The organism is Streptomyces sp. NPDC088746 (genome assembly GCF_044751065.1).
Taxonomy (GTDB): Bacteria; Actinomycetota; Actinomycetes; order Streptomycetales; family Streptomycetaceae; genus Streptomyces.
Map to the genome: position 1 here is coordinate 1,149,458 of NZ_JBIVLA010000001.1, position 25,816 is coordinate 1,175,273.

The window sequence follows — 25,816 nt, forward strand, 5'->3', positions numbered from 1 at the left end:
CCTTCGGAGACTATCGCTCGCCGCTGACAGGCAGACTGGGATGCACCTACGGGACCCGCGTGGGGGCCGCATATGTGGTGGCGCTGCGTCCGACCGGTCATGCCGATGTCGAACTGACCCGCCACGGAAGGAACGGCGCCGGGACCGTGTGCCTGCCACCCCTCGGGTTTCCGTGGTCCGCAGGGGATGATCCGGTCGAGGCCCGCCATTCCGGCGTCCGAGGCGTCAGTGCCGGGACGGCCTCCGAACCGAAGAGGACCGCCTCGCAGAAGGCGGTCCTCCGGGGTCGTGTCAGGGAGTGTCAGGTCAGTCCGGTCTCCTCGCTCGCGCGGCGAAGTGGACCGGTTCGAGCGAGAATCCGGCTTGCCCGTCGACGAATTCGGACACCCCGACCGCCACCTTCGAGCAGACGACCCAGCTCACGGCGTCCACACTGCGCAGTGCGAGCGCCAGCAGCGGATTCGGGCGCGGCCTGAGGTAACCCGTGGCCGCGATCTCCTCCAGAAGGGCGTCATCGGCCGACTCCAGGCTGAGACCACGAAACGTGCGGCCGACGTTCATCCGCTCCACCGCCTCGAACCGGATGCCGATCGGCTCCGCGTCCTGCCCCTGACCCGACAGACTACGGATGAGCAGTTGGGAGTGCCCGACGCCGTAGAGCCACAGCTGGAAAAAGAGCGGACTCGACCAGAGGACGTGCTTCCCCGAAGCCTGTCCCTCCGTGTCGCCCCCTGCATCTCGGGCGTCGGCTTGAGCGAACTGCCCAGCCCCGCCTGGCGTCAACTTCCCCCTGGGCACTGTCCCACCTGCACTTCCTACGTGGACGGCCCTCCGGAGGCTGTCGCGGACAGAGAACTCATTCACGGCCACGACATCGTCACGCGAGTCCTCCAACTACATGACCCCAGTGCAAATGAGGATCGCGGGGACCACCACACGTGACGTGTTGCAAAGGGGCTGGTACCTGATCGATCCAAGCACGGCGGTGTTGGACATGGTTCCGACGGTATCGGGTGGGCCCGACAGCCCGTGCCGGGACTGCCTTCCCTGTGGCATCAGGACCGCCGGGCAGCTTCGTGAGGACCGGGAGCGGGGGCAGCCGGTCCGCCTCTTCGGGCACCTGTCGTGCCCTGTGGCTTCCTGACTCGGCACCGTTGCCGCGTTTAACGTCCGGGAGTGAGCCTCTGGACTTCTCTTGAGCCCGCCTCCACGACAGTGGACCCGGGTGGCAGTGCGACGGTGCGGCTGCGTCTTCGTAACACCGGTGACGTGGTGGAGGAGTACCGCTTCGAGGCGGTGGGCTCTCTCGCGCCCTGGACCGCTGTGGAGCCGCAGTCGCTGCGGTTGTACCCGGGGACGACGGGCTCGGTGGATCTGACGTTCACGCCGCCGCGTACGCCGGATGCGACGGCGGGGCCGAATCCGTATGCCGTGCGGATCACGCCCACGGAGCATCCGGAGGCGACGACGGTCCCGGAGGGGAACGTCACCATCACTCCGTTCACCGAAATGCGGGCGGAGTTGATTCCGCCGACGGTGAAGGGCCGTTTCCGTGGCCGCCCGAAACTGGCCGTGGACAACCTGGGCAACACGAAGCTGACGGCTTCGGTGAGTGGCAGTGACAACGGCGATCAGCTGTCGTACGACATCCACCCGGGCAACGTGCAGATCGAGCCGGGCCGTGCGGCGTTCGTGAAGACGACGTTGAGGCCACAGCAGATCATCTGGTTCGGGTCGGCGGAGCAGCGGCCCTACACCCTGGCCGTGCAGCGGTCGGGGGCGACGCCGCTGGACGTCGAAGGCACGTACGTGCAGCGGGGTTTCCTGCCGCGCTGGCTGGTGGCCTTCCTCAGTCTCCTCCTGGCGCTGGCGATCGCGTTCGTGATGCTGTGGATCGCCTACAAGCCCCAGGTCCGCAGCACCGCCACCGAAAAGCACCCGGACGCCGTCATCAGCACGCTGCCGCCCTCTCCCTCACCGTCCGCCGGTGCGCCGAAGGCACCGTCCGCCGAGGCCACGGCCCCTCCGGCCGCGACGCAGCAGACGGACGGAGCGGGGGCGGGAGGCGGCGGTTCCGAGGAGGAGGAGACCGAGGCCCCGGAGAGGACCGCGGCGACCGCCGTCCAGCAGCTCGCCGCGGACGATCCGAGCGGACGGCACATCTGCTATCGCGTCCATGTGGCGGGCCAGGGCTGGACCGATGCCGTGTGCGACGGGGAGACGGCCGGCGCAGAGGGCAAGGGGAAGCCGATCAAGGCCGTCAACATCGCCGTGTCCGGAACCCAGGGCACATCCGGCGGCGCCTTCGTCCATGATCCCGCGTCGGCCAATGGCACGGGGCACTACCCCGACCCGTGGTCGAACGCCGCCGACGGCATCGACAACTACGTCGGCAGCACCAAGAAGGACGCGCCGAACATGCTGGGGTTCAGCGTCAGCGTCGACGGTGGCAAGGGTGCCGTCTGCCAGTCCACCTACGTCCACGACGACTCCTGGCTCGGCCTGGAATGCGACGAGCCCGGGAACGGGTACGACTTCACCTACGCCGGCACCCACGACAACGAGTCGTGGATCGAAGCGGTCAGGCTCACGGTGTGACCGGACGTTGACCGGCGCCCGGTCAGGAACGGCGTCCTAAGTCGAAGCTGATGTGGAAGTTGCCACCCTCGTCCTTGGTCAGCTCGCCCCCCGCGATGAAGTACTCACGCTCCGGGGGAAGTCCCTTCACCTTGTTGTACGTCCGCACGGTGTTGAACGTCGATTTTCCGTTGACCGTGCTCATCATCTGCTTGTACGTGTCGCTGTTCTCGGCGAAGGAGACCTCGGGTTCGTCCCCGAGCATGTCACCGAGGGGCTTCTTGGCCTGTTCTCCTGAGATGTTCTGCCGGTAGATGCGGTCCGGCAGCTCGTCCGGGATCCCGGCGGAGGCGGTCTTCTCTTCCGCCAGGCCCCCTTGACCTTCTTGTTCAGCGCCTTGTCACTGAGCTCGCCGCTCGTGCCGAGCACCGAATCGGCCGCTGTCCGTCCACTGCGAGTTCAAAATCCTCGAAGGGTCTTCCGTGCCGAACCCGCACTGGAAGAGAGGTCTTGGCTGCGCGATTCGCTCCACTTCGAGGGAGATCGCCAGACCGTAGGTGGTGCCGCCTCCGGCCTACGAGGACAAGTGAGCAGTCCGGACCAGGGGGGAGGCCGCTGTGACGGCTACGACGTTGGCGCCGACGATCACCCCGATGGCTGCCCAAGCGGCCGTATCGAGGTGCTGGTGGAGCACGATGAGGCCGACCAGGGCGGCGAAGACCGGGTTGACGCTCATAAACACGCCGAAGAAGTGTGCCGGGACGCGTCGTAGTGCCAGCAGGTCGGCGAGAAACGGTACCGCCGAGGACAGCACTCCCGCTGCCAGTGCGCAGGCGAGGGCAGTGGGGGTGGGGGGATGCTGCCAGAGCACCAGGACGCCGACGGGGACGTAGAGGGCGCCGGAGACGGCCGCGGCGGCGGCCGAGCCCTCCAGGCCGGGCAGGCGCTGGCCGACGGTGCGGTTGAGCAGGATGTAGCAGCCCCAGCACGTTGCGGCCAGCACTGCCAGGCCGATGCCGAGGTAGTCGGTGGAAGGAGAGGGGCGAGTGAGAACGACGACGGCGGCCGCGGCTGCCAGCGCGCACATGGCGTCGATCCGGCGGCGGGAGCCGGCCAGGGCCACCGTGAGCGGGCCGAGGAACTCCAGTGTGACGGCCAGTCCGAGTCCGATGCGGTCGACGGCCGTATACAGGGACAGATTCATCACGGCGAATACCAGCGCCAGCGCCAGCACCGGCCGCCATTGCGCTGCGGTGAAGGCCCGCAGTCGCGGTCTCCCGGCCGCCCACAGCACCCCGGCGGCCACCCACTGGCGGATCGCGACCACCCCCGTCGGGCCGAGTACCGGGAACGCCAGCGCTGCCACCGATGCCCCGACTTGGTTCGACAGTCCGCTGCCCAACATCAACGCCACCCCGACGCGAGGGCTCCCGCCCCGGCCCGGTGTACCGCCGTCGGCGGCGGCAACAGCCCGCCCGGCGTCCTGTGAGGTCTTCAGCACCATGTCCTCACCGTGCAGCCTTCACGGTTATACGCAAAATGCATCCGCAGCGCTATTGATACGCTGAGCGTATGGATGACGGAAGCCGAGGGAACTCCACCGGACTGGAGCTGAAACACCTGCGCTGCCTGGTCGCCATCGTCGACACCGGCAGCTTCACGGACGCGGCCTTCGAACTGGGCATCTCCCAGGCCGCCGTCTCCCGGAACCTGCTCGCCCTGGAAAAGATCCTCGGAGTGCGGCTGCTGCACCGCACCAGCCGCACGGTCGCGCCCACCACAGCAGGCGTGCAGGTCCTCGCCCGCGCCCGCCCACTGCTCTCCAGCGCCCACGAACTCGTCACCGAAGCCACCGCCGGCCACAGCCACCTGCACATCGGACACGCCTGGTCGGCCTTCGGCCGTCACACCACCGAATTCCAGCGGCGCTGGCGCCACGAGCACCCCGAAACCCAACTCCGGCTCATCCGCCACAACTCCTCCACCGGCGGCCTCGCCGAAGGACTGTGCGACCTCGCGGTCATCCGCGCCCCACTCAACCTCAAACCCTGGTCACACGCCCTCGTCGGCCAGGAGCACCGATACCTGGCCCTCGCCTCCGACGACCCGTGGGCCCGCCGACGCAGTATCCGCCTGCACGAAGTCGCCACCCGCGCCCTGGCCCTCGACCGCCGCACCGGCACCACCACCCTGAACCTGTGGCCCGAAGACGGACGACCCACCGTCGAGTACACCCACGACATCGACGACTGGCTCGCCGCCATCGCCACCGGTCGCTGCGTCGGCGTCACCCCCCAGTCCACCGCCGCCCAGTACCGCCGCGACGGCATCACGTACCGCCCACTGCGCGACGCCGAACCCGTCCCTGTCCAGCTCATCTGGCGCCGACAGGACCCCCACCCTGCCACCCACGCCGCCGTCGCTCTCGCCATCGACCTCTACCGCGAGAACCGCCAAGCCCCGGCACTACCGTAGATGCGTGGTGCTTGACTGCTATGGAATGCCGTCGCGGGTGGGCGGTGCATCTCTCGATGTGGTCGCCGACGAGGCGGTCACCTGCCTGGGTGGAGATTCTCCCGTGGATACATCAAGGGCTTCCTGGCGCAACACGACGCACGACTGGGCCGGCTCCGTGGACCTCGACCATCTGTCGGACATTCGGCGGCATCCGGCCGTGTTCGCTCCCGGGGGGACCCTGCACCTGGTCCTCGAAGTCGTCGCCTACGCGGCCGACGAGGCGGAGTGCGGCGGCGGAGGGCACTGCCGCGTCACTCTCCACCCCGACGGCTCCGTGTCCGTGGCCGACGACGGGCGAGGCACCGACACCCGGTACGACGAACACGGCCAGGCCGTCAGGAAGCCGGTCATGGCCACGAAGGACCTGCGGTTCTTCGACTTCCCGGAGGCCCGGACGCTTCCTGACGGCCATCCGCGCCGTGGCATGTCCGCGGTCGCCGCGCTCTCTGACTGGCTCGTCCACACCAACCGGCGCCGCAACGGATCCTGGACCCAGCGCTACGAGCGAGGTGTCCCGGTGACCGGCCTGGAACCCGTCGCCGACGACGGTACGACCGGGACGGTCGTGCATTTCCACCCCGGTGAACTCCTGGCTCCGACGGGCCGGTCGGCGGGCGACATCGCCCGACTGGCCACGGTGTGGCCGCAGCTGGCCGTGGACGTGAGGGGCTGACCCCGGCCGCCGAAGTCGACGCAGGCTCAGCCCGACCGGCCCAGCCGTCGCCGTACGCGCCGGACCTGGCCGTTGTCGGCGACCGTGTCGAGGATCCGGCGTCCGGCGCCGGCCTCGTACGCCGGGCCCTCCAGCCGGAGCAGGGCGCCGCCGCGGACCACGGCGTACGCGACCGGCGCCTCCGCCTTCGGCAGGGTGACCGGGTGGCGTCCGTCCGGGAGCTTCAGACGGGCGGGCAGGCGCAACGCCGCCGTCGGCCCGTCGGCGGCGGGGACCACTTCGGCGGTGACCGTCAGGGCGGACACGGTGACCTTGACGGGCGCCGGGTCTCCGGGGCTCGCCGCCACATAGGGCAGCGGGAGCGAACGGCCGCCGCGTCCGGCGTTCGACGCGGCGGCACCGGCCGTGTCGGGGCCGAATCTCCGCAGGCGCTGGTCCATGTCGAGGGCGAGCTGGCCGACCCCGGCGGTCCGGTACGGGAGCGCGAGCCGGCCGCCGGTCAGCGCCGGACCCGCCGCAGGACCGCCCGGGACGCCCTGGCCGGTCACCCGGACCATCCGGTCGATGCCCAGCAGTTGGACGAACGCCCACACGTCGTAGACCCCGCGCTCGAGCCGCCGTCCGCCGGCCAGACTCCGCGGGTCGAGGCGGAGCCGCCCGGAGGCGAGGAGCCGGGACCGGCCCTCCCCCAGGGGCTGGAGCCTGACCTCCAGGTCGCCGTCCGGGTACCACCAGTCCTCCCGGTCACGGTCCTTGACGACCAGTTCCGCGTACGCCATCCGGAGCGGGTCGCGGACCTCCCATCCGCCTTCCGTTCCCGGTACGCCGGTCAGCAGCTCCGGGTCGAGCCACCACTTCCCGTCGCGCTCCGTCAGGACCAGCGGCTCGCCGTCGCCGCGCAGCAGTTCCAGCGTGACGTCGGCGACGAGGCAGCCGTCCTGCCAGTGCGGTGCGCCGAGCTCGCTGCGGGCCGTCACGGTGCGGACGTGCTCCGCGAACGCGACCGCTCCGGCGAAGTCGCCGCGTTCCAGCAGTTCGGCCCTCACCCCGCTCACCGCGGGCAGCCCACGCCGCACGGCGGGCGGGAACTCCTCCAGCGCCACCTCGCGCGCCGTCCCGAACCGCTGTCGCTGCTCGGCCGGGTCCTCGCGCAGGATCTCGGGCTCGCGGGCCCTGGACAGGACCTCGACGTGATAGAGGCGGTGCAGGAGCCGGTTCTGGAGGGCGTCGACGTCGTCGGAGGGGCTGGTGCCGTCCTTGATCTGCCCGATGACGGTACGGAGGTTGGGCCAGAAGCCGTGCCGCGGATTGAACCGGTGGCGGGTGTTGTTCCCGCCGTCGTCCCGCTTCATCCAGTAGTAGCAGGGGTAGTCGGCCAGGACCGAGATCCGTTCCGCCTTCAGGTAGGCGGCGGTGACGAAGGCCAGATCCTCCATGATCCACGGGCCCTCGGGGAAGCGCAGCCCGTGCTGCTCGACGAAGGCCCGCCGGAACATCTTGTGCGGTGACATGCTCTGCATGAGCTCGTCGTTCTCGATCGTGCAGCTGTCCAGGGTGTACCGGAACAGCCGCCGGGGCCGCACCATCGTGCTGGACATCTTGCCGATCACCACGTCGGCCCGGTTGCGCGTCGCGTGCTCGTACAGCCGCTCGAGGGCCTCGGGCCCGAGCTTGTCGTCGTGGTCGACGAACTGCACGTACTCGCCCCTGGCGTGCTTCATACCGAGGTTGCGCGGGGCGCCCGGCCAGCCGGAGTTGGGCCGGGTGTGCACCTGGACGTGGTCGTGCCCGGTCGCCAGCTTCTCCAGCCGTGCCAGGGTGTCGTCCGTGGACCCGTCGTCGACGTAGATGACCTCGTACTCGTCGGCCGGAAGGCTCTGGCCGAGCAGCGACGGGGCGCACTCGTCGACGTATTTCCCGGTGTTGTACACGGGAACGATCACGCTGACTTTGACTCTCGGCATTCCACGGACCTTCACGTTGGCGGGCGCAGGGCATCCGAACCCTCCCTCCCCGGGCCGGACGAGGAGGGGTCGAAACCCTGATCCGGTCCTCCGAACCGTCCGGACGGCTCACGGACGGCTCATGCAAGCGGAATGGGGCCCGGCCCACAGGCCGGACCCCCCTCGCTTTCCCCCTCCGTCGGGCTTCCCGATCCCCCCGGACCCCTCCCCGGAAGTCCCGACGCTGAGTACGACCGGGGTAGGTACGTAAAGGTTGCACGCCTTGACGATCTCTTTACCTTTGCGTGGCCAACCGGCTCTCAGCAGGCGTGTTCCAGGTAACGTGCGGCCACTTCGGCGATCACTTCGGCTCCGTCACGGGCCCAGAGCCCCTCGTTGAAGATCTCGACCTCGATCGGCCCGTCGAAGCCGGTCGCCTCGACCTGCCGGCGCATCGCGCGGAAGTCCACGCTCCCGTCGCCCAGCTGGCCGCGGCCCACCAGGACTCCCGCCGGAAGCGGAGTGATCCAGTCGGCCAGCTGGAAGGAGTGGATCCGGCCGCCCGCGCCCGCCCGGGCGATCTGCGCGGGCACCTGGTCGTCCCACCAGATGTGGTACGCGTCCACGACCACGCCGACCTGCTCGGCCGGGAAGCGCTCGGCGAGGTCCAGGGCCTGGGACAGGGTGGAGACGACGCAGCGGTCCGAGGCGAACATCGGGTGGAGCGGCTCGATCGCGAGGCGGATGCCGCGCTCGGCGGCGTACGGGGCGAGCTCCGCCAGCGCGTCGGCGATGCGCTCCCGGGCGGCGTACAGGTCCTTCTCCCCGTCGGGAAGACCGCCCGAGACCAGGACGAGGGTGTCGGTGTTCACGCCCGCCGCCTCGTCGACCGCCGCACGGTTGTCGTCCAGGGCGCGGGCGCGTTCGGCGGGGTCGGTGGCGGTGAGGAAGCCGCCGCGGCAGAGGCTGGTGACGGTGAGGCCCGCGTCCCTCATGAGCTGCCCGGCACGCTCGACGCCGTACTCCTGCACCGGGGCGCGCCACAGGCCGACCTGGCCGATGCCCGCCTTGGCGCAGCCCTCGACGAGCTCCGGCAGGGACAGCTGCCTGACCGTCTCCTGGTTGACGGACAGGCGGGACAGATCGGCGGTCATCGGCTTCCTCCGTGGACGGACAACAGGGCGCGCATGCGGTCCTCGGCCAGCTCGGGGTCCGGGAACAGGCCGAGGCGGTCGGCCAGTTCGTACGCCTTCGCCAGGTGCGGCAGTGAACGGGCGGACTGCAGGCCGCCGACCATCGTGAAGTGGTCCTGGTGGCCCGCGAGCCAGGCGAGGAACACGACGCCCGTCTTGTAGAAGCGGGTGGGGGCCGCGAAGAGGTGGCGCGACAGCTCGACCGTGGGGTCCAGGAGCGCGCGGAAGCCTTCGGTGTCCCCGGTGTCCAGGACACGCACCGCGTGCGCGGCCAGCGGGCCCAGCGGGTCGAAGATGCCGAGCAGGGCGTGGCTGAAGCCCCGGTCGTCACCCGCGATCAGCTCGGGGTAGTTGAAGTCGTCGCCGGTGTAGCAGCGCACCCCGCTGGGAAGGCGGCGCCGTACGTCGATCTCGCGTTCGGCGTCCAGGAGCGAGATCTTGATGCCGTCGACCTTGTCCGGGTGTTCCGCGATGACCTTGAGGAAGGTGTCGGTGGCGGCGTCGAGGTCCGCACTGCCCCAGTAGCCCTCCAGCGCGGGGTCGAACATGGGGCCGAGCCAGTGCAGGACGACCGGCTCCGTGGCCTGGCGCAGGAGATGGGCGTACGTCTCCAGGTAGTCCTCGGGGCCCTTCGCGGCGGCGGCCAGCGCGCGGGAGGCCATCAGGATGGCCTGGGCGCCGCTCTCCTCGACCAGGGCGAGCTGCTCCTCGTACGCGGCGCGCACCTCGGGCAGGGTGGCGGGGCCGGTGAGCTGGTCGGTGCCGACGCCGCAGGCGATCCTGCCGCCCACGGACCTCGCCTCGGCGGCGGAGCGGCGGATCAGCTCGGCCGCGCCGGCCCAGTCCAGGCCCATGCCGCGCTGCGCGGTGTCCATGGCCTCGGCGACGCCCAGGCCGTGCGACCAGAGGTGACGGCGGAAGGCCAGGGTGGCGTCCCAGTCGACGGCGGCGGGGTCGTCGGTGCTGATGTCGGCGTACGGGTCGGCGACGACGTGCGCGGCGGAGAAGACCGTACGGGAGGCGAGTGGCGCCCCGGACGGTGCCAGGTCGAGCGGGGTGGTCCGGGGCTCGTAGGGCCCCTGCGGGAGGTGGATGGTCACAGGCTCAGCTCCGGCACGTCGAAGCGGCGGCCCTCGGCGGAGGACTTGAGGCCGAGCTCGGCGAGCTGGACGCCCCGGGCGCCGGCCATCAGGTCCCAGGTGTAGGGCTCGTCGAGGACGATGTGGCGGAGGAACAGCTCCCACTGGGCCTTGAAGCCGTTGTCGAACTCGCCGTTGTCGGGGACTTCCTGCCACTGGTCGCGGAACGGCTCGGTGACGGGGAGGTCGGGGTTCCAGACCGGCTTGGGGGTGGCCGAGCGGTGCTGGACACGGCAGTTGCGCAGGCCCGCGACGGCGGAGCCGTGGGTGCCGTCGACCTGGAACTCGACGAGCTCGTCGCGGTTGACGCGCACGGCCCAGGAGGAGTTGATCTGGGCGACGGCGCCGCCCGCCAGCTGGAAGGTGCCGTACGCGGCGTCGTCGGCGGTGGCGGGGTAGGGCTTGCCCTGCTCGTCCCAGCGCTGCGGGATGTGGGTCTGCACATGCGCGGAGACGCTGGTGACCTGGCCGAACAGCTCGTGCAGGACGTACTCCCAGTGCGGGAACATGTCGACGACGATGCCGCCGCCGTCCTCCGAGCGGTAGTTCCAGGAGGGGCGCTGTGCCTCCTGCCAGTCGCCTTCGAAGACCCAGTAGCCGAACTCGCCGCGCACGGAGAGGATCTCGCCGAAGAAGCCGCCGTCGATGAGGCGCTTCAGCTTGAGCAGGCCCGGGAGGAAGATCTTGTCCTGGACGACGCCGTGCTTGATGCCGGCGTCGCGGGCGAGGCGGGCCAGGTCGAGCGCGCCCTCGACGTCGGTGGCGGTGGGCTTCTCGGTGTAGATGTGCTTGCCGGCCGCGATGGCCTTCTTGATCGCCTCGACACGGGCCGAGGTGACCTGGGCGTCGAAGTAGATGTCGATCGACTCGTCGGCGAGCACCGCGTCCAGGTCCGTCGACCACTCGGTGAGGCCGTGCTGCTCGGCGAGCGCCTCCAGCGCGTGGGCGCGGCGGCCGACGAGGACGGGTTCCGGCCACAGCACCTCGCCGTCACCGAGGTCGAGGCCGCCCTGCTCGCGGATCGCGAGGATCGAGCGCACCAGGTGCTGCCGGTATCCCATGCGTCCCGTGACGCCGTTCATGGCGATGCGCACTGTCCTGCGTGTCACGAAAGTTCCTCCATACAGCCGTAGCAAGCGCTTTCTATGCAGTATGACGCTAGCCTGCCGACAGTGGCCCGGACAAGGGGGGCCGCGCCACAACTCCTCGGAGGAGAGCGATGACAGTCACCCTGGCGGACGTAGCGGCCCGCGCCCGGGTGTCCCCGGCCACCGTGTCCCGCGTCCTGAACGGCAACTACCCGGTGGCCTCGTCCACCCGGGAGCGGGTCCTGCGCGCGGTGGACGATCTGGACTACGTACTGAACGGCCCGGCCAGCTCGCTCGCCGCCGCCACGTCCGACCTGGTGGGCATCCTGGTCAACGACATCGCCGACCCGTTCTTCGGCATCATGGCCGGAGCGGCGCAGAGCGAGATCGGCGGCCCGGGCGACGGAACCGGCCGCGCGGGCGGCGAGAAGCTCGCCGTCGTGTGCAACACCGGCGGCTCCCCCGGGCGCGAACTCACCTATCTCACCCTGCTGCAGCGGCAGCGCGCCGCGGCCGTCGTCCTGACCGGCGGCGCGCTGGAGGACCCGGCCCACCAGGCCGCGATGGCGGTGAAACTGGCCAAGCTCGCGGACGCCGGCACCCGGATCGTGTTCTGCGGACGCCCTCCGCTGCCGGGCACCGACGCGGTGGTCGCCGCGCTGACCTTCGACAACCGGGGCGGCGCCAGGCGCCTCACCGAGCATCTGATCGCCCTGGGGCACCGGCGGATCGGCTACGTCGCCGGGCCCCTGGAGCGCACCACGACCCGGCACCGGCTGGAGGGCCACCGCGAGGCCATGAAGGCCGCGGGGCTGTACGGGGACGAGGAGAACGTCACCGTCCACGGCCCGTACGACCGCAGCTCCGGCTACGACGCCACCCTCGAACTCCTGCGCAGGGAACCGGACGTGACGGCCGTCGTCGCCGCCAACGACACCGTGGCACTCGGTGCCTGTGCGGCGGTCCGGGAGCGTGGGCTCCGCATCCCCGAGGACGTCTCGGTGGCCGGCTTCGACGATCTGCCCTTCTCCGTGGACGCCGTACCGGCCCTGACGACCGTACGGCTGCCGCTGTTCGAGGCGGGGGCGCGGGCGGGCCGGCTGGCGATGGGTAAGGAGACACCTCCGGCGGGAGGCACCGCGACGATCGCCGCGGAGCTCATGGAACGCGGATCGACGGCGCCGCCGCGGGTGGGATGAGGAATCTCCCCCGCGAACACGGGTACTGGTCAGACCGCACCGATGAAAGGACAGACACCGTGAAGCTCGCTTTCTCCACCCTCGGAGTTCCGGGGATGCCCGTGGCGGACGTGGTGCGGCTCGCCGCCGGGAACGGCTACCAGGGGGTGGAGCTGCGCGCCCACACCGAGGAGCCGGTACACCCCGGCCTGACCGCGCTCGAACGGGCCGCCGTGGCCGAGGAGTTCAAGCGCGGAGGCGTCGAGATCCTCACCGTCGCCGGGTATGTGCGCGTGGCCGCCGAGGGTGAGGACGGGCCGGTGATCGCGGCGCTCGCCGAGCTGGTGCAGCTGGCGCACGACTTGGGCGCGGCCAACGTCCGAGTGTTCCCCGGCGGCGGGGACCTGGACCCCGCGGAGGCCGACGCGATCGCCGCGCGGCGTCTGGGAGCGGCCGCGCCGCACGCCGCCGACCTGGGCGTACGCATCCTGCTGGAGACCCATGACTCGCACCGCGCCGGGGCCGACGTGGCCCGGGTCGTGGGCACCGTCGGACACGGGCAGATCGGCGCGATCTGGGACGTCATGCACACCTGTCTGGCCGGCGAGGAGCCCGCGGCCAGCCATGCGGTCCTGGCCCCGCACCTGGGATACGTACAGGTGAAGGACATCGCCTCCGCCGAGGACACCGTGCCGCTCGCCCTCGGCGCGGGGACGCTGCCCCTGAAGGCCTGTCTGGACACGCTGGACCAGGACAGCTGGGTCTGCTGGGAGTACGAGAAGCGCTGGTACGCCGATGCCGCTGAGCTGCCGGACCTGCTGGCGGCGGGCCGGGAGCACGTCCTGCGGCTCGGCGCGCCGAAGCAGTAGGTTCAGACGGCCGCCTCCCGGACCTCCGGCAGCGGTGGAGCGGCGACGCGACGGGGCCTCGCCAGGGAGGTCAGGGCCACTCCCGCGACCAGCAGCGCCGCCGCGCACCACCGCAGGGGGCTGACCGTCTCGCCGAGGAGGAGCGCGGCCGAGGACATCCCGAAGACGGGCACGAGCAGGGTGAACGGGGCCACGGACGAGGCCGGGTGGTGGCGGAGCAGGAAGCCCCAGGCCGCGAAGCCGAAGACGGTGGAGATCCAGGCGACGTAGACGACGGTGCCGGCGCCGCTCCAGTCGAGCGCGGCCAGGGCCTCGGCGTCACGGTCCCAGCCCTCGAGGAGCAGGGACAGGGCGAGGAGCGGCAGTACGGGCACGGTCGACACCCAGACCATGAAGTTGAGGGAGTCGGCCGGCGCCGCCTTGCGGGTGATCACGTTGGAGACACCCCAGCAGGCCGCCGCCAGGATCACCAGGGCGAAGGCGAGCACGGGTCCGGACGCCCCCTCGTCGACGGCGGCCACGCCGATCCCGGCGAGCGCGACGCCCATGCCCAGGACGCGCGCCCCGCCGGGCCGTTCGGACAGCACCAGGGCCGCGAACAGGGCGGTGAAGACGGCCTGGACCTGAAGGACGAGCGAGGAGAGCCCGGCGGGCATCCCGCGGTCCATCCCGATGAAGAGCAGCCCGAATTTGGCCACCCCCAGGGCGAGACCCACCCCGACGATGTACTTCCACGCCACCGTGGGCCTGCCGACGAAGAACACGGCGGGCAGCGCGGCGACGAGGAAGCGCAGGGCGGAGAAGAGCAGGGGCGGGAAGTGGGCCAGACCCAGCTCGACGACGACGAAGTTCACGCCCCAGACGGCGGCGACCAGCGCGGCCAGGGCGATGTGGAGGGGACGCATGGACCGAGCATCCGATGCCGGGACCATGTAGCACCAGCGCGGATTTCTTCATGGTTGGATTGAGGATCGCTAACGCTTTCCGTTCGCCCGGAGGTCCCGGTGCTCGACCTGTCCCGGCTGCGCGCCCTGCACGCCGTCTCCGTCCACGGCTCGGTCGCGGGCGCCGCCGCCGCTCTCGGCTACACCGCGTCGGCGGTCTCCCAGCAGATCACCAAGCTGGAGCGGGAGACCCGCACGACCCTGCTCGAACGGCGCGGGCGCGGGGTGGCGCTCACCGAGGACGCACTTCATCTCGCCTCCACCGCCCAGCGGTTGCTGGCGATCGTGGAACAGGCCGAGACGACGCTGGAGCAGCGCAGGGGGCAGCCGACGGGGCGGCTCTCCATCGCCGCGTTCGCCTCGGCGGCGCGCGGACTGCTGCCCGGGGTGCTGGCGGAGCTGGCACGGGAGCACCCGGCTCTGGACGCGCGGCTCACCGAGGTCGACCCGCATCTCTCGGTCGACCTGGTGGCGAAGGGCGTGGTCGATCTCGCGGTCGCCCACGACTGGGACATCAGCCCGCTGCCCGCACCGGAGGGGGTCGCGCAGGCGGTGCTCGGGGACGACCGGTGCGATCTGCTGGTGCCGGAGGGCCATCCGCTCGCCGGCCGGGAGGCGGTGCGGCGGGAGGAGCTGGCCAAGGAGCGGTGGGTGTGCCAGCCGCCCGGCACGGTGTGCCACGACTGGCTCGTACGGACCCTGCGTGCGGCGGGGTGCGAGCCGGACATCCGGCACCGGGCGGAGGAGAACCATACCCAGCTGGCGCTGGTGGCGGCCGGGCTCGGCGTGGCGATGATCCCCCGGCTGGGGCGGGGCCCCCTGCCGCCGGGTGTGGTCGCCGTGCGGCTGGATCCCGTACCGGTGCGGCGGCTGTACGCGCTGTGGCGTACGGAGGCGGCGCGGCGGCCCGCGATCATCGCGGCGGTGTCGGTGCTGCGAGGGGCCTCCGAAGCATTCCGGGAAGCGGACTAGGACAGCACGGCTCACCCGCCTGTCCGTCCCGGGATGCACAACAACTCTTGCGCAGTTTTTATTGCGCATATTTTCTTTTCTACCTAGGCTCAGGAGCATGGCCAAGGAGAAGAAGCCGCCGAGCATCACCGATCTCGACGCTCTGAAGGTCTTCGCCCACCCCCTGCGGATCGCCCTCTACCGGCACCTGAAGACGGCGGAGGCCGCCACGGCCTCCCAGCTCGCGGAGCAGGTGGACGAGGCGGTGGCGCTGGTCAGCTACCACCTGCGCAAGATGGCGGCCCACGGCTTCCTCGTCGAGGCGCCGGAGCTGAGCACGGACGGCCGTGAACGCTGGTGGAGGCTCGCGTCGGACCGGGGGTGGAGCTTCCGCAGCTCGGACTTCACCGGGGACCCCGAGGGCGCGGCGGTGGTCGGGCAGGTGACACGTCATCTGCTCGCGACCCGTGCGGAGCGGTACTCCGCCTATCTCGACCAGCAGGCGGCCTGGCCCGAGGAGTGGACCGACGCCGCGTTCAGCTCCGAGTACACACCGCGGCTGACAGCGGCGGAACTGGCGGGGCTGGGCGAGGAGATCGCCGCGCTCGTCCGGCGTTACGGCGAACGCGGCCGGGCCGCCGAGGCCGCCGGCGACACCACGGGCCGCGAGCACGTGGCCCTGCATCTGTACGGCTTCCCCTTCCGCTCCCCCGGCGGCACGGCATGACACGCCCCGCCGCGATATCGGCCCCGGCCGGGTCGCCACCCGCCCACCGGGACGCGAACGTGCTGCGCTGGCTCGGCGCGCTCACCCTCTCGCTCCTGGGCGACAACGTGTACTTCCTGGCCCTCTCCTGGGCGGCGATCCACGTCGGCGGCCCCGCCGAGGCGGGGCTGGTCCTGGCCGCCGGGTCCCTGCCGCGCGTCGTACTCATGCTGGGCGGAGGCGTGCTGGCCGACCGGCTGGGGCCGCGCAGGGTGATGATCGGCAGCGATCTGACGCGCTGCGCGGTGATCCTGGCCATGGCGGGCACCTTGGCCGTCTCGACCCCGGGCGTGTGGCTGCTCGTGCTGCTGGGCCTGGTCTTCGGCGCGGTGGACGCCTTGTTCCTGCCGTCGGTCGGCGCCCTGCCGCCGCGGATCACCGGGCCGGACCAACTGGCCCGCGTGCAGGGCCTCCGGGGCCTCGCCACCCGGGCGGCCACCATCGGGGGTTCGCCGCTGGGCGGCCTGGCCCTGGCACTGGGGGGCCCGGCCTCCGCGTTCGCGGTCGCCGGCGCGATGTTCGCGGTGTCCGTGCCCCTGCTGATCGCCCTGAAGGTCGCGCCCCTCCCCCGGGCCGACGGCGAGGACGCCGGGGCGCGCGGCACCCCGTGGCAGGACCTCGCCGACGGGCTCCGGCACATCCGGCGCGACCGTGTCCTGGCTCCGCTGGTGCTCGTCATCGCGATCGGCGACCTCGGCTTCGCCGGCCCGCTGAACATCGGCCTGACCCTCCTGGCGGACGAGCACGGCTGGGGCGCCGCCGGACTCGGCTGGATCGTGGGCGGTTTCGGCCTGGGGGCGGCCGTGGCCTCCCTCCTTCTGGCCGCCCACGGCGGCGTCCCGCGCGCGGGGCTCGTACAGCAGGGGTGCCTGGCCCTCGGGGCGGTGGCCATCGGCGCGCTGGCCTTCGCCCCCTCGCTCGGCGTCGCGGTCGGGGTCGGCGTCACCATCGGTCTCACCGCCGGGCTCAGCGGGGCCCTGTGCGCGGCCCTCCTGCAGACGGCCGCCGATCCCGCGTACCTCGGCCGGGTCACCTCGGTGGCGGCCCTGTCCTCGCTCGGCCTCGCCCCGCTGACGTATCCCCTCAGCGGAGCGGCCATCGCCGCCTGGGGGACGCAGCCGGTGTTCACCGTCAGCGCCGCGTTCGTGGCGCTCGGAGCGCTCGTCGGGCTCGGCACCCGGTCGTTGCGGTGCGCCGAGCTGCCCGGGCCGAGGGCGGGAGCGGCCGAGGCGGCGCCGTCCCGCCCGGCCGGAGACTGAGGGCCTCTGCCGCCGGCCCGTTGCCGGGCATGCCCACCCCTTGTCCCGCGTGTCATGCCCGTTCTCGGACCGCCCCCTTGACTGGTAGTTACTTTCCATATATCCGTACCTTCTTGGAAGTTTCTTTCAGCACCGGAAGGGGCTCACGTGCACTACCGCACCTCCAGACGCACCCTCCTCACCGCCACCGCGGCGACCGCAGCAGCCGCGGCAACCGGCGTCGCGGCTCTCCCCGGCGCCGCGCAGGCAGCCACCACGGGCACCTCCACGGACAGCCGCCTCAAGCGGCTCATCGCCCGGATGAGCCTGGAGGAGAAGGTCGGCCAGCTCTTCGTGATGCGGGTGTACGGGCACTCCGCGACCGACCCCGACCAGGCGGACATCGACGCCAACCTCGCCGAGATCGGGGTCCGGGACGCCGCCGAGCTGATCTCCACGTACCACGTCGGCGGAATCATCTACTTCGCCTGGGCGCACAACACCCGCGACCCGCACCAGATCGCCGAGCTCTCCAACGGCATCCAGCGGGCCGGGCTCGCCGGTCCCACCCCGCTGCCGCTCCTCGTCTCCACCGACCAGGAGCACGGCATCGTGTGCCGCGTCGGCGAGCCCGCGACGCTGCTGCCGGGTGCGATGGCGCTGGGCGCCGGCGGTTCACGCTCCGACGCGCGCGCGGCGGGCAGGATCGCGGGGGCCGAGCTGGCGGCGCTGGGCATCAACCAGAACTACGCGCCGGACGCGGACGTCAACGTCAACCCGGCCAACCCCGTCATCGGCGTACGCTCCTTCGGCTCCGACCCGGAGTCGGTCGCCGGGATGGTCGCCGCGCAGGTGAAGGGTTATCAGAGCGCCGGGATCGCCTCCACAGCCAAGCACTTCCCGGGCCACGGGGACACCAGCACCGACAGCCACACCGGTCTGCCCGTCATCTCGCACACCCGCGAGCAGTGGGCCGAGCTCGACGCCCCGCCGTTCCGGGCGGCCGTCGCCGCGGGCATCGACTCGATCATGACGGCCCACATCGTGGTGCCCGCCCTGGACCCGTCGGAGGACCCGGCGACCCTGTCCCGGCCCATCCTCACCGGCATCCTGCGCGAGGAGCTCGGCTACGACGGTGTCGTGGTCACCGACGCGCTCGGGATGGAGGGCGTCCGCACGAAGTACGGCGACGAGCGCGTCCCCGTCCTCGCGCTGCGGGCCGGCGTCGACCAGCTGCTCAACCCGCCGCACCTGGACGTCGCGTGGAACGCGGTCCTGAACGCGGTGAGGAGCGGCGAGATCAGCGAGGCCCGCATCGAGGAATCGATCCTGCGCATCCTGCGGCTGAAGACACGGCTCGGCCTGTTCCGCGACCCGTACGTCACCCGGCGGGGCGTCGACCGCACGGTCGGCATCCCGTCGCACCTCGCCGCCGCCGACCGGATCGCCGAGCGGACGACGACACTGCTGGCCGACAGCGGTTCGCTGCTGCCCCTCTCACGCCGGTCCCACAGGAACCTCCTGGTGGTGGGGGCCGATCCGGCCTCCCCCTCCGGCACGACGGGGCCCCCGACGACGACGCTCGCCGGGGCCTTCGAGGAGCTGGGGTACGCGGCGACGGCGCTGTCGACGGGCACGGCCCCGACCCAGGCGAAGATCGCCGAGGCGGTGGCCGCCGCCGAGGGCAAGGACGCGGTGATCGTGGGCACGTACAACGTCACGGCGACCAGCACCCAGCGCACCCTGGTCAGCGCGCTCGCGGCTACCGGCGTCCCGGTGATCACGGTCGCGATCCGCAATCCGTACGACATCGCCCACCTGGCCGATACGGGCTACGCCGCGAGCCTCGCCACGTACTCCTGGACGGACGTCGAGCTGCGGGCCGCCGCTCGTGTGATCGCGGGGCGGGCCCGGCCGGAGGGCAGGCTGCCGGTCCCGGTGCAACGGGCGGACGCGCCCGCGCAGACGCTGTACCCCGTGGGCTACGGGCTGTCGTACCGGAGCTGAGCCACACCCTCTCCGTAACCACCCCAACGAGCTAAAAACACCCGTGCACCTGGCGTGTGCCCGCCCCGGCGGGTCACGCTGGGTGCACGTCCGTGTGGACGCACCGGGGGGACGTTCTATGGGGAAGTGCCGTGTCGCAAGGGTCTCGCGCGCCCTGCTGCCCGTCGTCATGGCGCTCTGCCTGAGCGCCTGCCGGCAGCCGGCGGGCGGTGCGCCGGAGACGCCGTCCGGCCGGTCCCATGACGGCGCGGCGCCCTCGGGTCACGGCGTGGAGTTCCTGGGTCCCGGGGACTGCAGCTCGCGGGGCCAGGTCTTCCGCGAGGTGTCGTGCGGCAGCGAGAGGGCGGGGGCCCGGGTGCTGGCCCGCCACACCGGCACGCCGTCGCACGGGCCGGCCTGCCCGCCACCGACCGACTTCGTCCTGCACATCTCCCCCGGCGGCGCCTCCCCGTCGGGGAGCCCCGCCGCCGCGCCCCGCGGGTACGCGTGCATGCGCAACCTGGAGCCCCCGCACCCCGGCGATCCCGGCCAGGGCGGCGGCCCGCTGACGGTCGTCGGCGACTGTGTCCACGGCTTCCACGGGGGCGAGGTCAGGGAGACCGCCTGCGACGGATCGGGCGAGCGGCCGCCGGAGTTCGAGATCGGCTCGGCGGTGGCGCGGCGCGCGCTCTGCCCCGGCACCACGGATCTGTACGTGCGGTTGGGCGGGGACATGCCGGTGGGCTGCGCCCACCGGATGTGAACATCCGGCAGGCCCAGCCCACTTCGGCGCGGAGCGGCCCTACGGCCGCAGCGTGCCCCGGTCCCGCTGGAGTTCGGCGTCACGCACGTCCAGGCGCGCGTCGAACTTCGCGAGGGGCTTCGCCTTCGCCGGATCGGCCTCGACGGCCGCGGGAGCGACTCCGGCCCAGCGCAGGATGGCGGCGGTCGCCTTGGCCTTCTCGTCGGCGACGAGACCGGCGACCTTGGAGCCGTGGTTGCCGCCCGGCACCGTGTAGACGTAGCTGTCACGGGCGCCGTGTCCGAGGCGGAAGGGCTCGGCTCCCCACGGGTCGTTCTGGCCGTAGACGTACAGCATGTGTTCGGCGTTGTTCCGGACCCAGCTGTCCACGTCCCGCATGGCCGAGGGCTGGAACTTCATCGGGATGGAGCGCGGCACGAAGTTGCGCGGCGGCTGGTAGCCGTAGCGGCTCAGATTCCCGAGCCAGGGCTGCTTGATGTCGGGCGAACCGAGCTGCGTACCCGCCTGGTAGTAGTACGGCGTGTAATTCGCCAGGCCCTGGTCGGCGTAGGCGGAGAAGCCGGAGATGCCGTCGACGGAGTCCCAGATCTCCTGGTCGGTGGCGTTCGGGGCATCGGCCGGGATGGAGTCGCAGTCGGCGAGCAGGCTGTACTGCCAGTAGGCCCAGACGTAGTCCATGACCACGGCCTCGTACGCCTTGTCGAGCGTGCCCACGGTGTCGAAGGTCAGGCCGTTCTCGGCGGCGTACGCCTCGAACTTCTTCTCCAGCGGCTCGCGGCGCACGAGGGCCTCGCGCTGGACACCGCTCAGCCGGTCCCGGCACTCCTCGGTGCCGACGCGGGCGAAGAACCGGTCGTACGCCGAGTCCTCCTTGTTCACCACGTCGTTGGGCGCGACATAGGCGACGACGCCGTCCATGTCCTTCGGGTAGAAGCGCTCGAAGTAGGTGGCGGTCATGCCGCCCTTGGAGCCGCCGGTGGTGAGCCAGTTCTCGGAGTAGATCTTCTTCAGCGCCTTGAAGACCCGGTGCTGGTCGCTGGCCGCCTGCCAGATGTCGAGCTTCGACCAGTCGGCGGGGGCCGGGCGGGACGGGGTGAAGAACCGGTACTCCAGGGAGACCTGGTTGCCGTCGACGATCTGCGTGGGCTCGCTGCGGCTGGGGTTGGTCGAGACGTTGTAGCCGCTGGTGAAGAAGACCGTGGGCCGGGTCGTGTCCTTGTGCAGCAGGGTGAGCCGCTGCTGGAACGTGCCCTTGGACGGATGCCTGTGGTCGACCGGCTGGGTGTAGTTCAGGACGAAGAAGCGGTAGCCGGGGTAGGGCTTCTCCTCGATCAGACTCATGCCCGGGATGGCCAGGATGCGGTCCTTGATGTCCTCGCTGCTGCTCTCGCCGCTGCTCTCGTTGCTGCTGAGGCCGCTGCTCTGCTTCACGGCCGGTTCCGCGGCTGTGGCCGCACCGGCCGAGGCTCCGGTCGCACTCACTGTGCCTATGAGCACCGCGAGCGACAGAACGCCTCTGAGCGCCTTGCGCATGCACCCTCCCCTTGATTCACGACAGTCGCCGTGAACCTAGCGGTGGTCACACCCGTCACGCCAGACCCACTCGCGTGTCAGCATCCGATCCACCCCGTGGAGCCGGAGGATCCCCCGACGGAACCGGAGGCGCGGACGCAGCGGTTGAGCGCGTGCACCGTGACCGGGCCGGCCAGTGCGGTGAACCTGCCGCTGTCGACGACCGCCCGGCCGCCGCGCGGCTGGAGCGAGACCCGCATCGCCCTGCGTGCGCCCGGCTTCTTGGCGACGGTGACGGCGCACGCGTAGGCGCGGCTCTTGTAGACGCGCAGCGAACCGGTGGAGAACTTCACCGTCTTGACCAGCCGCCCGGAGCACGGCGACGCGGCGTGCGCCGGGGCCTGCCCAACGGGGCCCGTCACCAGCACCAGGGCCCCGAGCAGCGGCAGGAGGAGGAACGACGCCGTCCTGCGCCGGCCCGTCGCCGGCCCCCGCCGCTTCGGCCCCGTCCGTCCCGACGACCTCAGCTGTCTCACCACACGGTCCACCCCATCCACCCCTCGAACATATCGTCCCCCATCAGACACACGTACGCATGGGTGTACGACGCGGGAGGACGGCGTTCAGTTGCGGAGGGGCGTCACACTCCCGCCGGGGCGTCCTCCCCTATGCCCTCCCCTATGAAGGTGCGCCACAGTCGGGCGTACGTGCCTTCCCTGGCCAGGAGCTCGGCATGCGTGCCGTCCTCGGCGACCCTGCCCCGGTCCATCACCACGACCCGGTCGGCACGCGCCGCCGTCGTCAGCCGGTGGGCGACCACCAGGGTGGTGCGCCGTCCCGCCAGCCGGTCGGTGGCCTGGTTGACCTGCGCCTCGCTGGCGAGGTCGAGCGAGGCCGTCGCCTCGTCGAGCAGCAGGATGTCGGGGTCGACCAGTTCGGCGCGGGCGAGCGCGATCAGCTGGCGCTGGCCGGCCGAGAGGTTGCGGCCCCGTTCGGCGACCTCGTGCAGATAGCCGTCCTCCAGGGTGGCGATCATGTCGTGCGCGCCGACGGCCCTGGCCGCCGCCTCCACCTGGGCGTCGGTGGCCTCCGGGAGCCCGTAGGCGATGGCGTCGCGGACCGTGCCCTCGAAGAGGTATGCCTCCTGCGGCACGACCCCCAGCCGGTGCCGGTACGCCGTCCTGTCGAGCTGCCGCAGATCCGTGCCGTCCGCCGTGACCCGTCCGCTCGTCGGGTCGTAGAACCGGGCGACGAGCTTGACCAGCGTGGACTTGCCCGCCCCCGTCTCACCGACGAAGGCGACCGTCTGGCCCGCCGGGATCCGCAGATCGATGCCGGTGAGGGCCTCCTCCTCGTCGGCGTAGGCGAACGAGACGTTCTCGAAGGCGATCTCGCCGCGCAGCGACGTCACGTCCACCGGCTCGTCGTGGTCGGCCGTGGAGGTCGGCTCGCGCAGGAGTTCCTGGATGCGGCCGAGGGAGACGGTGGCCTGCTGGTAGCCGTCGAAGACCTGGGACAGCTGCTGCACGGGAGCGAAGAACAGATCGATGTAGAGCAGATAGGCCACCAGCGCGCCGGTGGTCAGCGTGCCGTTGTCGACACGGCCGGCGCCGACGATCAGCACGGCGGCCGCCGCGACCGAGGCCAGCAGCTGGACGAACGGGAAGTAGACCGAGATCAGCCACTGACCCCGCACCCTCGCCTGGCGGTAGTGGTCGCTGCGCGCCGCGAACCGCTCGGCGCCGTCACGCTCGCGCCGGAACGCCTGGACGATCCGCAGACCGGAGACGGACTCCTGGAGGTCGGCGTTGACGACGCCGATGCGCTCACGGGCGAGCTCGTACGCCTTGACGCTCTTGCGGCGGAAGAAGAACGTCCCGACGATCAGCAGCGGCAGCGTGGCGAAGACGACCAGGGCCAGCTGGATGTCGAGGACGAGCAGCACGACCGTGATGCCGAAGAAGGTGACCAGGGAGACGAAGGCGGTGACCAGACCGGTCTGAAGGAAGGTGGAGAGCGCGTCCACATCCGTGGTCATCCGGGTCATGATCCGGCCGGTCAGCTCGCGCTCGTAGTAGTCGAGTCCGAGCCGCTGGAGCTGGGCGAAGATCTTGAGGCGCAGGGAGTACAGCACGCGTTCGCCGGTGCGGCCCGTCATCCGGGTCTCACCGATCTGGGCCGCCCACTGCACGAGGACGGCCAGCAGGCCGAGACCGGCCGCCGCCCAGACCGCGCCGAGCGCCATCTTCGTGACGCCGTCGTCGATGCCGTGCCGGATCAGCACCGGCAGGAGCAGTCCCATGCCCGCGTCGACGGCGACCAGCGCCAGGCTCACCAGCAGCGGGGCTCCGAAGCCGTGCAGCAGCCTGCGCAGGCCGTACGACTTCTCCGGTCGCACCGCGCTCGCCTCGTCGATGCCGGGGGCGTCCGTGGCGGGCGGCAGCGCCTCCACCTGGGCGAGCAGCTCGGGGGTGGCGGGCATACCGGCGGCCGCCGCGTCGCGCTGCTCCTCCTTCCGGATCCACAGCCCGGGGGTGAGACCGCGCTCGGCGTCGAACTCCGCGTCCAGCTCGTCCAGGAGCGCGCGGTCGTCCTCCGGTTCCGCGGTGACCGACGGCTGGTGCCCGGGTGAGGTCCCGCCCATCTCGTCCGGGTCGGTGAGCAGCCGGCGGTAGAGCGCCGAGCGGCGCTCCAGCTCCGCGTGCGTGCCGATGTCGGCGAGCCGCCCCTGGTCGAGGACGGCGATGCGGTCGGCGAGGCCGAGCGTGGACCTGCGGTGAGCTATCAGCAGGGTCGTGCGGCCCTCCATGACCTGGGCCAGGACCTCGTGGATCTCGTGTTCGACCCGGGCGTCGACGGCGGAGGTGGCGTCGTCGAGGAGCAGCAGGCGGGGGTCGGTGAGGATGGCGCGGGCGAGCGCGACGCGCTGGCGCTGGCCACCGGAGAGGGTGAGCCCGTGTTCGCCGACCTTGGTGTCGTAGCCCTCGGGCAGTTCGGAGATGAAGCCGTGCGCCTGGGCGGCGCTCGCGGCGCGTTCGATCTGCTCCTGGGTGGCGCCCGGGTATCCGTACGCGATGTTGGCGCCGACGGACTCGGAGAAGAGGAAGCTGTCCTCCGGTACGAGCCCGATGGCGGCCCGCAGCGAGTCCTGGGTCAGCTCGCGGACGTCGTGGCCGCCGACCAGGACGGCGCCGTGCGACACGTCGTAGAAGCGGGGCAGCAGCAGCGAGACGGTGGACTTGCCGCTGCCGGAGGCCCCGACGACGGCGACGGTCTCGCCCGGCTCGATGGTGAGGGAGAAGCCGTCCAGGACCGGCCGGTCGTCGTCGTAGCCGAAGCGGACGTCGTCGAACTCGACGCTCGCGGGGGCGTCGGCCGGGAGCGTCTTGGTGCCGTCCTCCATGGACGGCTCGGTGTCGATCAGCTCCAGGACGCGCTCCACACCGGCGCGGGCCTGCTGGCCGACGGTGAGGACCATGGCGAGCATCCGGACCGGGCCGACGAGCTGGGCGAGGTAGGTGGAGAAGGCGACGAACGTACCGAGCGTGATCTCGCCCCGGGTGGCGAGCCAGCCGCCGAGGGCCAGCATCGCGACCTGCCCGAGTGCGGGGACGGCCTGGAGCGCCGGGGTGTAGCGGGAGTTCAGCCGGATGGTGCGCAGCCGGCCCGCGAAGAGCCTGCGGCTGACCTCGCGGAGCTTGCCGGTCTCCTGCTCCTCCTGGCCGAACCCCTTGACGACCCGGACGCCCGAGACGGCGCCGTCGACCACTCCGGCGACGGCGGCGGCCTGGCTCTGGGCGTACCAGGTGGCCGGGAAGAGGCGCGCCTTGGATCGGCGGGCGATGAACCACAGCGCGGGGGCGACGGCGAGGGCGACGAGGGTGAGGGGCAGCGAGAGCCACGCCATGATCACCAGGGAGATGAGGAAGAGCAGGATGTTCCCGATGGTCATCGGAAGCATGAAGAGGAGGCTCTGGATGAGCTGGAGGTCGCTGGTGGCCCGCCCGACGACCTGCCCGGTGGAGAGCTCGTCCTGGCGCTTCCCGTCGAGCCGGGTGAGGGTGCCGTACATCTCGGTACGCAGGTCGTGCTGGACGTCCAGGGCGAGCCGCCCGCCGTAGTAGCGGCGGATGAAGGTGGAGATGTAGACGAGGACGGCCGCGCCGATGAGCAGTCCGGTCCAGACGCCGAGGGAACGGGTGTGGCTGCCGACGACGTCGTCGATGATCACCTTCGTGATGAGGGGGACGAGTGCCATCACGGCCATGCCCGCGAGCGACGAGCCCAGCGCGAGGACGACGTTGCGCCGGTAGCGCCAGGCGTATCCGCTCAGCCGCCGGCCCCATGCCTGTGTCTCGGGGGCCTGCGTCCCGGCGCCCTGCTTCCCGGAGTCCTGCGTCCCGGCGCCTTGTTTCTCCGCGCCCTGTTTCTCCGCGCCTTGTTTCTCCGCGCCCACGCGTGCCTCCTGTGTCGCCCCGT

21 protein-coding genes are annotated in these 25,816 nt (G+C 71.5%); 10 read left to right on the forward strand and 11 right to left on the reverse strand.

Annotation, left to right across the window (positions count from 1 at the left end):
- Nucleotides 1–306: 306 nt before the first annotated feature.
- Nucleotides 307–561 carry a hypothetical protein gene (locus ACIP63_RS05420; protein ID WP_401511660.1) on the reverse strand — a complete coding sequence of 85 codons (255 nt, stop codon included), beginning with the start codon at nucleotides 559–561 and terminating at the stop codon, nucleotides 307–309.
- A 615-nt stretch (nucleotides 562–1,176) separates the two neighbouring features.
- Between ACIP63_RS05420 and ACIP63_RS05425 the strand changes: the two genes are divergently transcribed.
- The gene (locus ACIP63_RS05425) at nucleotides 1,177–2,598 is read left to right on the forward strand and encodes a hydrolase (RefSeq protein WP_401511661.1); all 1,422 of its coding nucleotides are present in this window, start codon (nucleotides 1,177–1,179) and stop codon (nucleotides 2,596–2,598) included.
- A 22-nt stretch (nucleotides 2,599–2,620) separates the two neighbouring features.
- Here the strand turns inward: ACIP63_RS05425 and ACIP63_RS05430 are convergent, their stop codons facing one another.
- Nucleotides 2,621–2,842: a hypothetical protein gene (locus ACIP63_RS05430; protein ID WP_401511662.1), complete on the reverse strand. Its 222-nt coding sequence runs from the start codon at nucleotides 2,840–2,842 to the stop codon at nucleotides 2,621–2,623.
- A 309-nt stretch (nucleotides 2,843–3,151) separates the two neighbouring features.
- Entirely contained in the window at nucleotides 3,152–3,982 is an 831-nt protein-coding gene (locus ACIP63_RS05435; RefSeq protein ID WP_401512269.1) for an EamA family transporter, read from the reverse strand.
- A 167-nt stretch (nucleotides 3,983–4,149) separates the two neighbouring features.
- Here ACIP63_RS05435 and ACIP63_RS05440 point away from each other — a divergent pair, with 167 nt between their 5' ends.
- The gene (locus ACIP63_RS05440; RefSeq protein WP_401511663.1) at nucleotides 4,150–5,052 is read left to right on the forward strand and encodes a LysR family transcriptional regulator; all 903 of its coding nucleotides are present in this window, start codon (nucleotides 4,150–4,152) and stop codon (nucleotides 5,050–5,052) included.
- Between the two features lie 103 nt (nucleotides 5,053–5,155).
- Nucleotides 5,156–5,767, forward strand: a complete 612-nt coding sequence (locus ACIP63_RS05445) for an ATP-binding protein (RefSeq protein WP_401511665.1) — start codon at nucleotides 5,156–5,158, stop codon at nucleotides 5,765–5,767.
- A 26-nt stretch (nucleotides 5,768–5,793) separates the two neighbouring features.
- Here the strand turns inward: ACIP63_RS05445 and ACIP63_RS05450 are convergent, their stop codons facing one another.
- From ACIP63_RS05450 to ACIP63_RS05465, 4 genes are all read right to left on the reverse strand, one after another.
- Nucleotides 5,794–7,731: a glycosyltransferase family 2 protein gene (locus tag ACIP63_RS05450; RefSeq protein WP_401511667.1), complete on the reverse strand. Its 1,938-nt coding sequence runs from the start codon at nucleotides 7,729–7,731 to the stop codon at nucleotides 5,794–5,796.
- Between the two features lie 299 nt (nucleotides 7,732–8,030).
- Nucleotides 8,031–8,864 carry a sugar phosphate isomerase/epimerase family protein gene (locus ACIP63_RS05455; RefSeq protein ID WP_401511669.1) on the reverse strand — a complete coding sequence of 278 codons (834 nt, stop codon included), beginning with the start codon at nucleotides 8,862–8,864 and terminating at the stop codon, nucleotides 8,031–8,033.
- Nucleotides 8,861–10,003, reverse strand: coding sequence for a dihydrodipicolinate synthase family protein (locus ACIP63_RS05460; RefSeq protein ID WP_401511671.1), 1,143 nt, complete (start codon nucleotides 10,001–10,003; stop codon nucleotides 8,861–8,863). Before ACIP63_RS05460 ends, ACIP63_RS05455 begins: the two co-directional genes overlap by 4 nt.
- Nucleotides 10,000–11,151 carry a Gfo/Idh/MocA family protein gene (locus ACIP63_RS05465; RefSeq protein ID WP_401511673.1) on the reverse strand — a complete coding sequence of 384 codons (1,152 nt, stop codon included), beginning with the start codon at nucleotides 11,149–11,151 and terminating at the stop codon, nucleotides 10,000–10,002. Before ACIP63_RS05465 ends, ACIP63_RS05460 begins: the two co-directional genes overlap by 4 nt.
- Nucleotides 11,152–11,261: 110 nt before the next feature.
- Here ACIP63_RS05465 and ACIP63_RS05470 point away from each other — a divergent pair, with 110 nt between their 5' ends.
- The gene (locus ACIP63_RS05470; RefSeq protein WP_401511675.1) at nucleotides 11,262–12,329 is read left to right on the forward strand and encodes a LacI family DNA-binding transcriptional regulator; all 1,068 of its coding nucleotides are present in this window, start codon (nucleotides 11,262–11,264) and stop codon (nucleotides 12,327–12,329) included.
- A 59-nt stretch (nucleotides 12,330–12,388) separates the two neighbouring features.
- Nucleotides 12,389–13,177 (forward strand): sugar phosphate isomerase/epimerase family protein, encoded by a 789-nt coding sequence (locus ACIP63_RS05475; RefSeq protein WP_401511677.1) that lies wholly within the window; start codon nucleotides 12,389–12,391, stop codon nucleotides 13,175–13,177.
- Between the two features lie 2 nt (nucleotides 13,178–13,179).
- Here the strand turns inward: ACIP63_RS05475 and ACIP63_RS05480 are convergent, their stop codons facing one another.
- Nucleotides 13,180–14,082, reverse strand: coding sequence for an EamA family transporter (locus ACIP63_RS05480; RefSeq protein ID WP_401511678.1), 903 nt, complete (start codon nucleotides 14,080–14,082; stop codon nucleotides 13,180–13,182).
- Between the two features lie 99 nt (nucleotides 14,083–14,181).
- On the opposite strand from ACIP63_RS05480, the gene ACIP63_RS05485 reads away from it, so the two are divergent.
- The 5 genes from ACIP63_RS05485 to ACIP63_RS05505 all read left to right on the forward strand — a co-directional run bounded on the left by ACIP63_RS05485 (nucleotide 14,182) and on the right by ACIP63_RS05505 (nucleotide 19,825).
- Nucleotides 14,182–15,093: a LysR substrate-binding domain-containing protein gene (locus tag ACIP63_RS05485; protein WP_401511680.1), complete on the forward strand. Its 912-nt coding sequence runs from the start codon at nucleotides 14,182–14,184 to the stop codon at nucleotides 15,091–15,093.
- Between the two features lie 97 nt (nucleotides 15,094–15,190).
- A complete protein-coding gene (locus ACIP63_RS05490; protein WP_401511682.1) occupies nucleotides 15,191–15,799 on the forward strand; it encodes a helix-turn-helix domain-containing protein in 609 nt (202 codons plus the stop codon).
- The gene (locus ACIP63_RS05495; RefSeq protein WP_401511684.1) at nucleotides 15,796–17,097 is read left to right on the forward strand and encodes an MFS transporter; all 1,302 of its coding nucleotides are present in this window, start codon (nucleotides 15,796–15,798) and stop codon (nucleotides 17,095–17,097) included. Before ACIP63_RS05490 ends, ACIP63_RS05495 begins: the two co-directional genes overlap by 4 nt.
- 147 nt (nucleotides 17,098–17,244) lie before the next feature.
- Entirely contained in the window at nucleotides 17,245–19,083 is a 1,839-nt protein-coding gene (locus ACIP63_RS05500) for a glycoside hydrolase family 3 protein (RefSeq protein WP_401511686.1), read from the forward strand.
- A gap of 118 nt (nucleotides 19,084–19,201) precedes the next feature.
- The gene (locus ACIP63_RS05505; protein ID WP_401511687.1) at nucleotides 19,202–19,825 is read left to right on the forward strand and encodes a hypothetical protein; all 624 of its coding nucleotides are present in this window, start codon (nucleotides 19,202–19,204) and stop codon (nucleotides 19,823–19,825) included.
- A 39-nt stretch (nucleotides 19,826–19,864) separates the two neighbouring features.
- Here ACIP63_RS05505 and ACIP63_RS05510 read toward each other — a convergent pair whose 3' ends face one another.
- From ACIP63_RS05510 to ACIP63_RS05520, 3 genes are all read right to left on the reverse strand, one after another.
- On the reverse strand, nucleotides 19,865–21,358 hold the full coding sequence (locus tag ACIP63_RS05510; RefSeq protein WP_401511689.1) for a S28 family serine protease: 1,494 nt from the start codon (nucleotides 21,356–21,358) through the stop codon (nucleotides 19,865–19,867).
- 77 nt (nucleotides 21,359–21,435) lie between these two features.
- On the reverse strand, nucleotides 21,436–21,876 hold the full coding sequence (locus tag ACIP63_RS05515; protein ID WP_401511691.1) for a hypothetical protein: 441 nt from the start codon (nucleotides 21,874–21,876) through the stop codon (nucleotides 21,436–21,438).
- 101 nt (nucleotides 21,877–21,977) lie between these two features.
- Nucleotides 21,978–25,670 (reverse strand): ABC transporter ATP-binding protein, encoded by a 3,693-nt coding sequence (locus tag ACIP63_RS05520; protein ID WP_401512271.1) that lies wholly within the window; start codon nucleotides 25,668–25,670, stop codon nucleotides 21,978–21,980.
- Nucleotides 25,671–25,816 lie beyond the last annotated feature (146 nt).

Excerpts from the sequence above, each read along its gene's own strand:
- ACIP63_RS05420 (WP_401511660.1), bottom strand. The coding sequence starts at position 561 with ATGAACGTCGGCCGCACGTTTCGTGGTCTCAGCCTGGAGTCGGCCGAT.
- ACIP63_RS05430 (WP_401511662.1), bottom strand. The coding sequence starts at position 2,842 with ATGCTCGGGGACGAACCCGAGGTCTCCTTCGCCGAGAACAGCGACACG.
- ACIP63_RS05435 (WP_401512269.1), bottom strand. The coding sequence starts at position 3,982 with ATGTTGGGCAGCGGACTGTCGAACCAAGTCGGGGCATCGGTGGCAGCG.
- ACIP63_RS05440 (WP_401511663.1), top strand. The coding sequence starts at position 4,150 with ATGGATGACGGAAGCCGAGGGAACTCCACCGGACTGGAGCTGAAACAC.
- ACIP63_RS05450 (WP_401511667.1), bottom strand. The coding sequence starts at position 7,731 with ATGCCGAGAGTCAAAGTCAGCGTGATCGTTCCCGTGTACAACACCGGG.
- ACIP63_RS05455 (WP_401511669.1), bottom strand. The coding sequence starts at position 8,864 with ATGACCGCCGATCTGTCCCGCCTGTCCGTCAACCAGGAGACGGTCAGG.
- ACIP63_RS05470 (WP_401511675.1), top strand. The coding sequence starts at position 11,262 with ATGACAGTCACCCTGGCGGACGTAGCGGCCCGCGCCCGGGTGTCCCCG.
- ACIP63_RS05480 (WP_401511678.1), bottom strand. The coding sequence starts at position 14,082 with ATGCGTCCCCTCCACATCGCCCTGGCCGCGCTGGTCGCCGCCGTCTGG.
- ACIP63_RS05490 (WP_401511682.1), top strand. The coding sequence starts at position 15,191 with ATGGCCAAGGAGAAGAAGCCGCCGAGCATCACCGATCTCGACGCTCTG.
- ACIP63_RS05495 (WP_401511684.1), top strand. The coding sequence starts at position 15,796 with ATGACACGCCCCGCCGCGATATCGGCCCCGGCCGGGTCGCCACCCGCC.
- ACIP63_RS05505 (WP_401511687.1), top strand. The coding sequence starts at position 19,202 with ATGGGGAAGTGCCGTGTCGCAAGGGTCTCGCGCGCCCTGCTGCCCGTC.
- ACIP63_RS05510 (WP_401511689.1), bottom strand. The coding sequence starts at position 21,358 with ATGCGCAAGGCGCTCAGAGGCGTTCTGTCGCTCGCGGTGCTCATAGGC.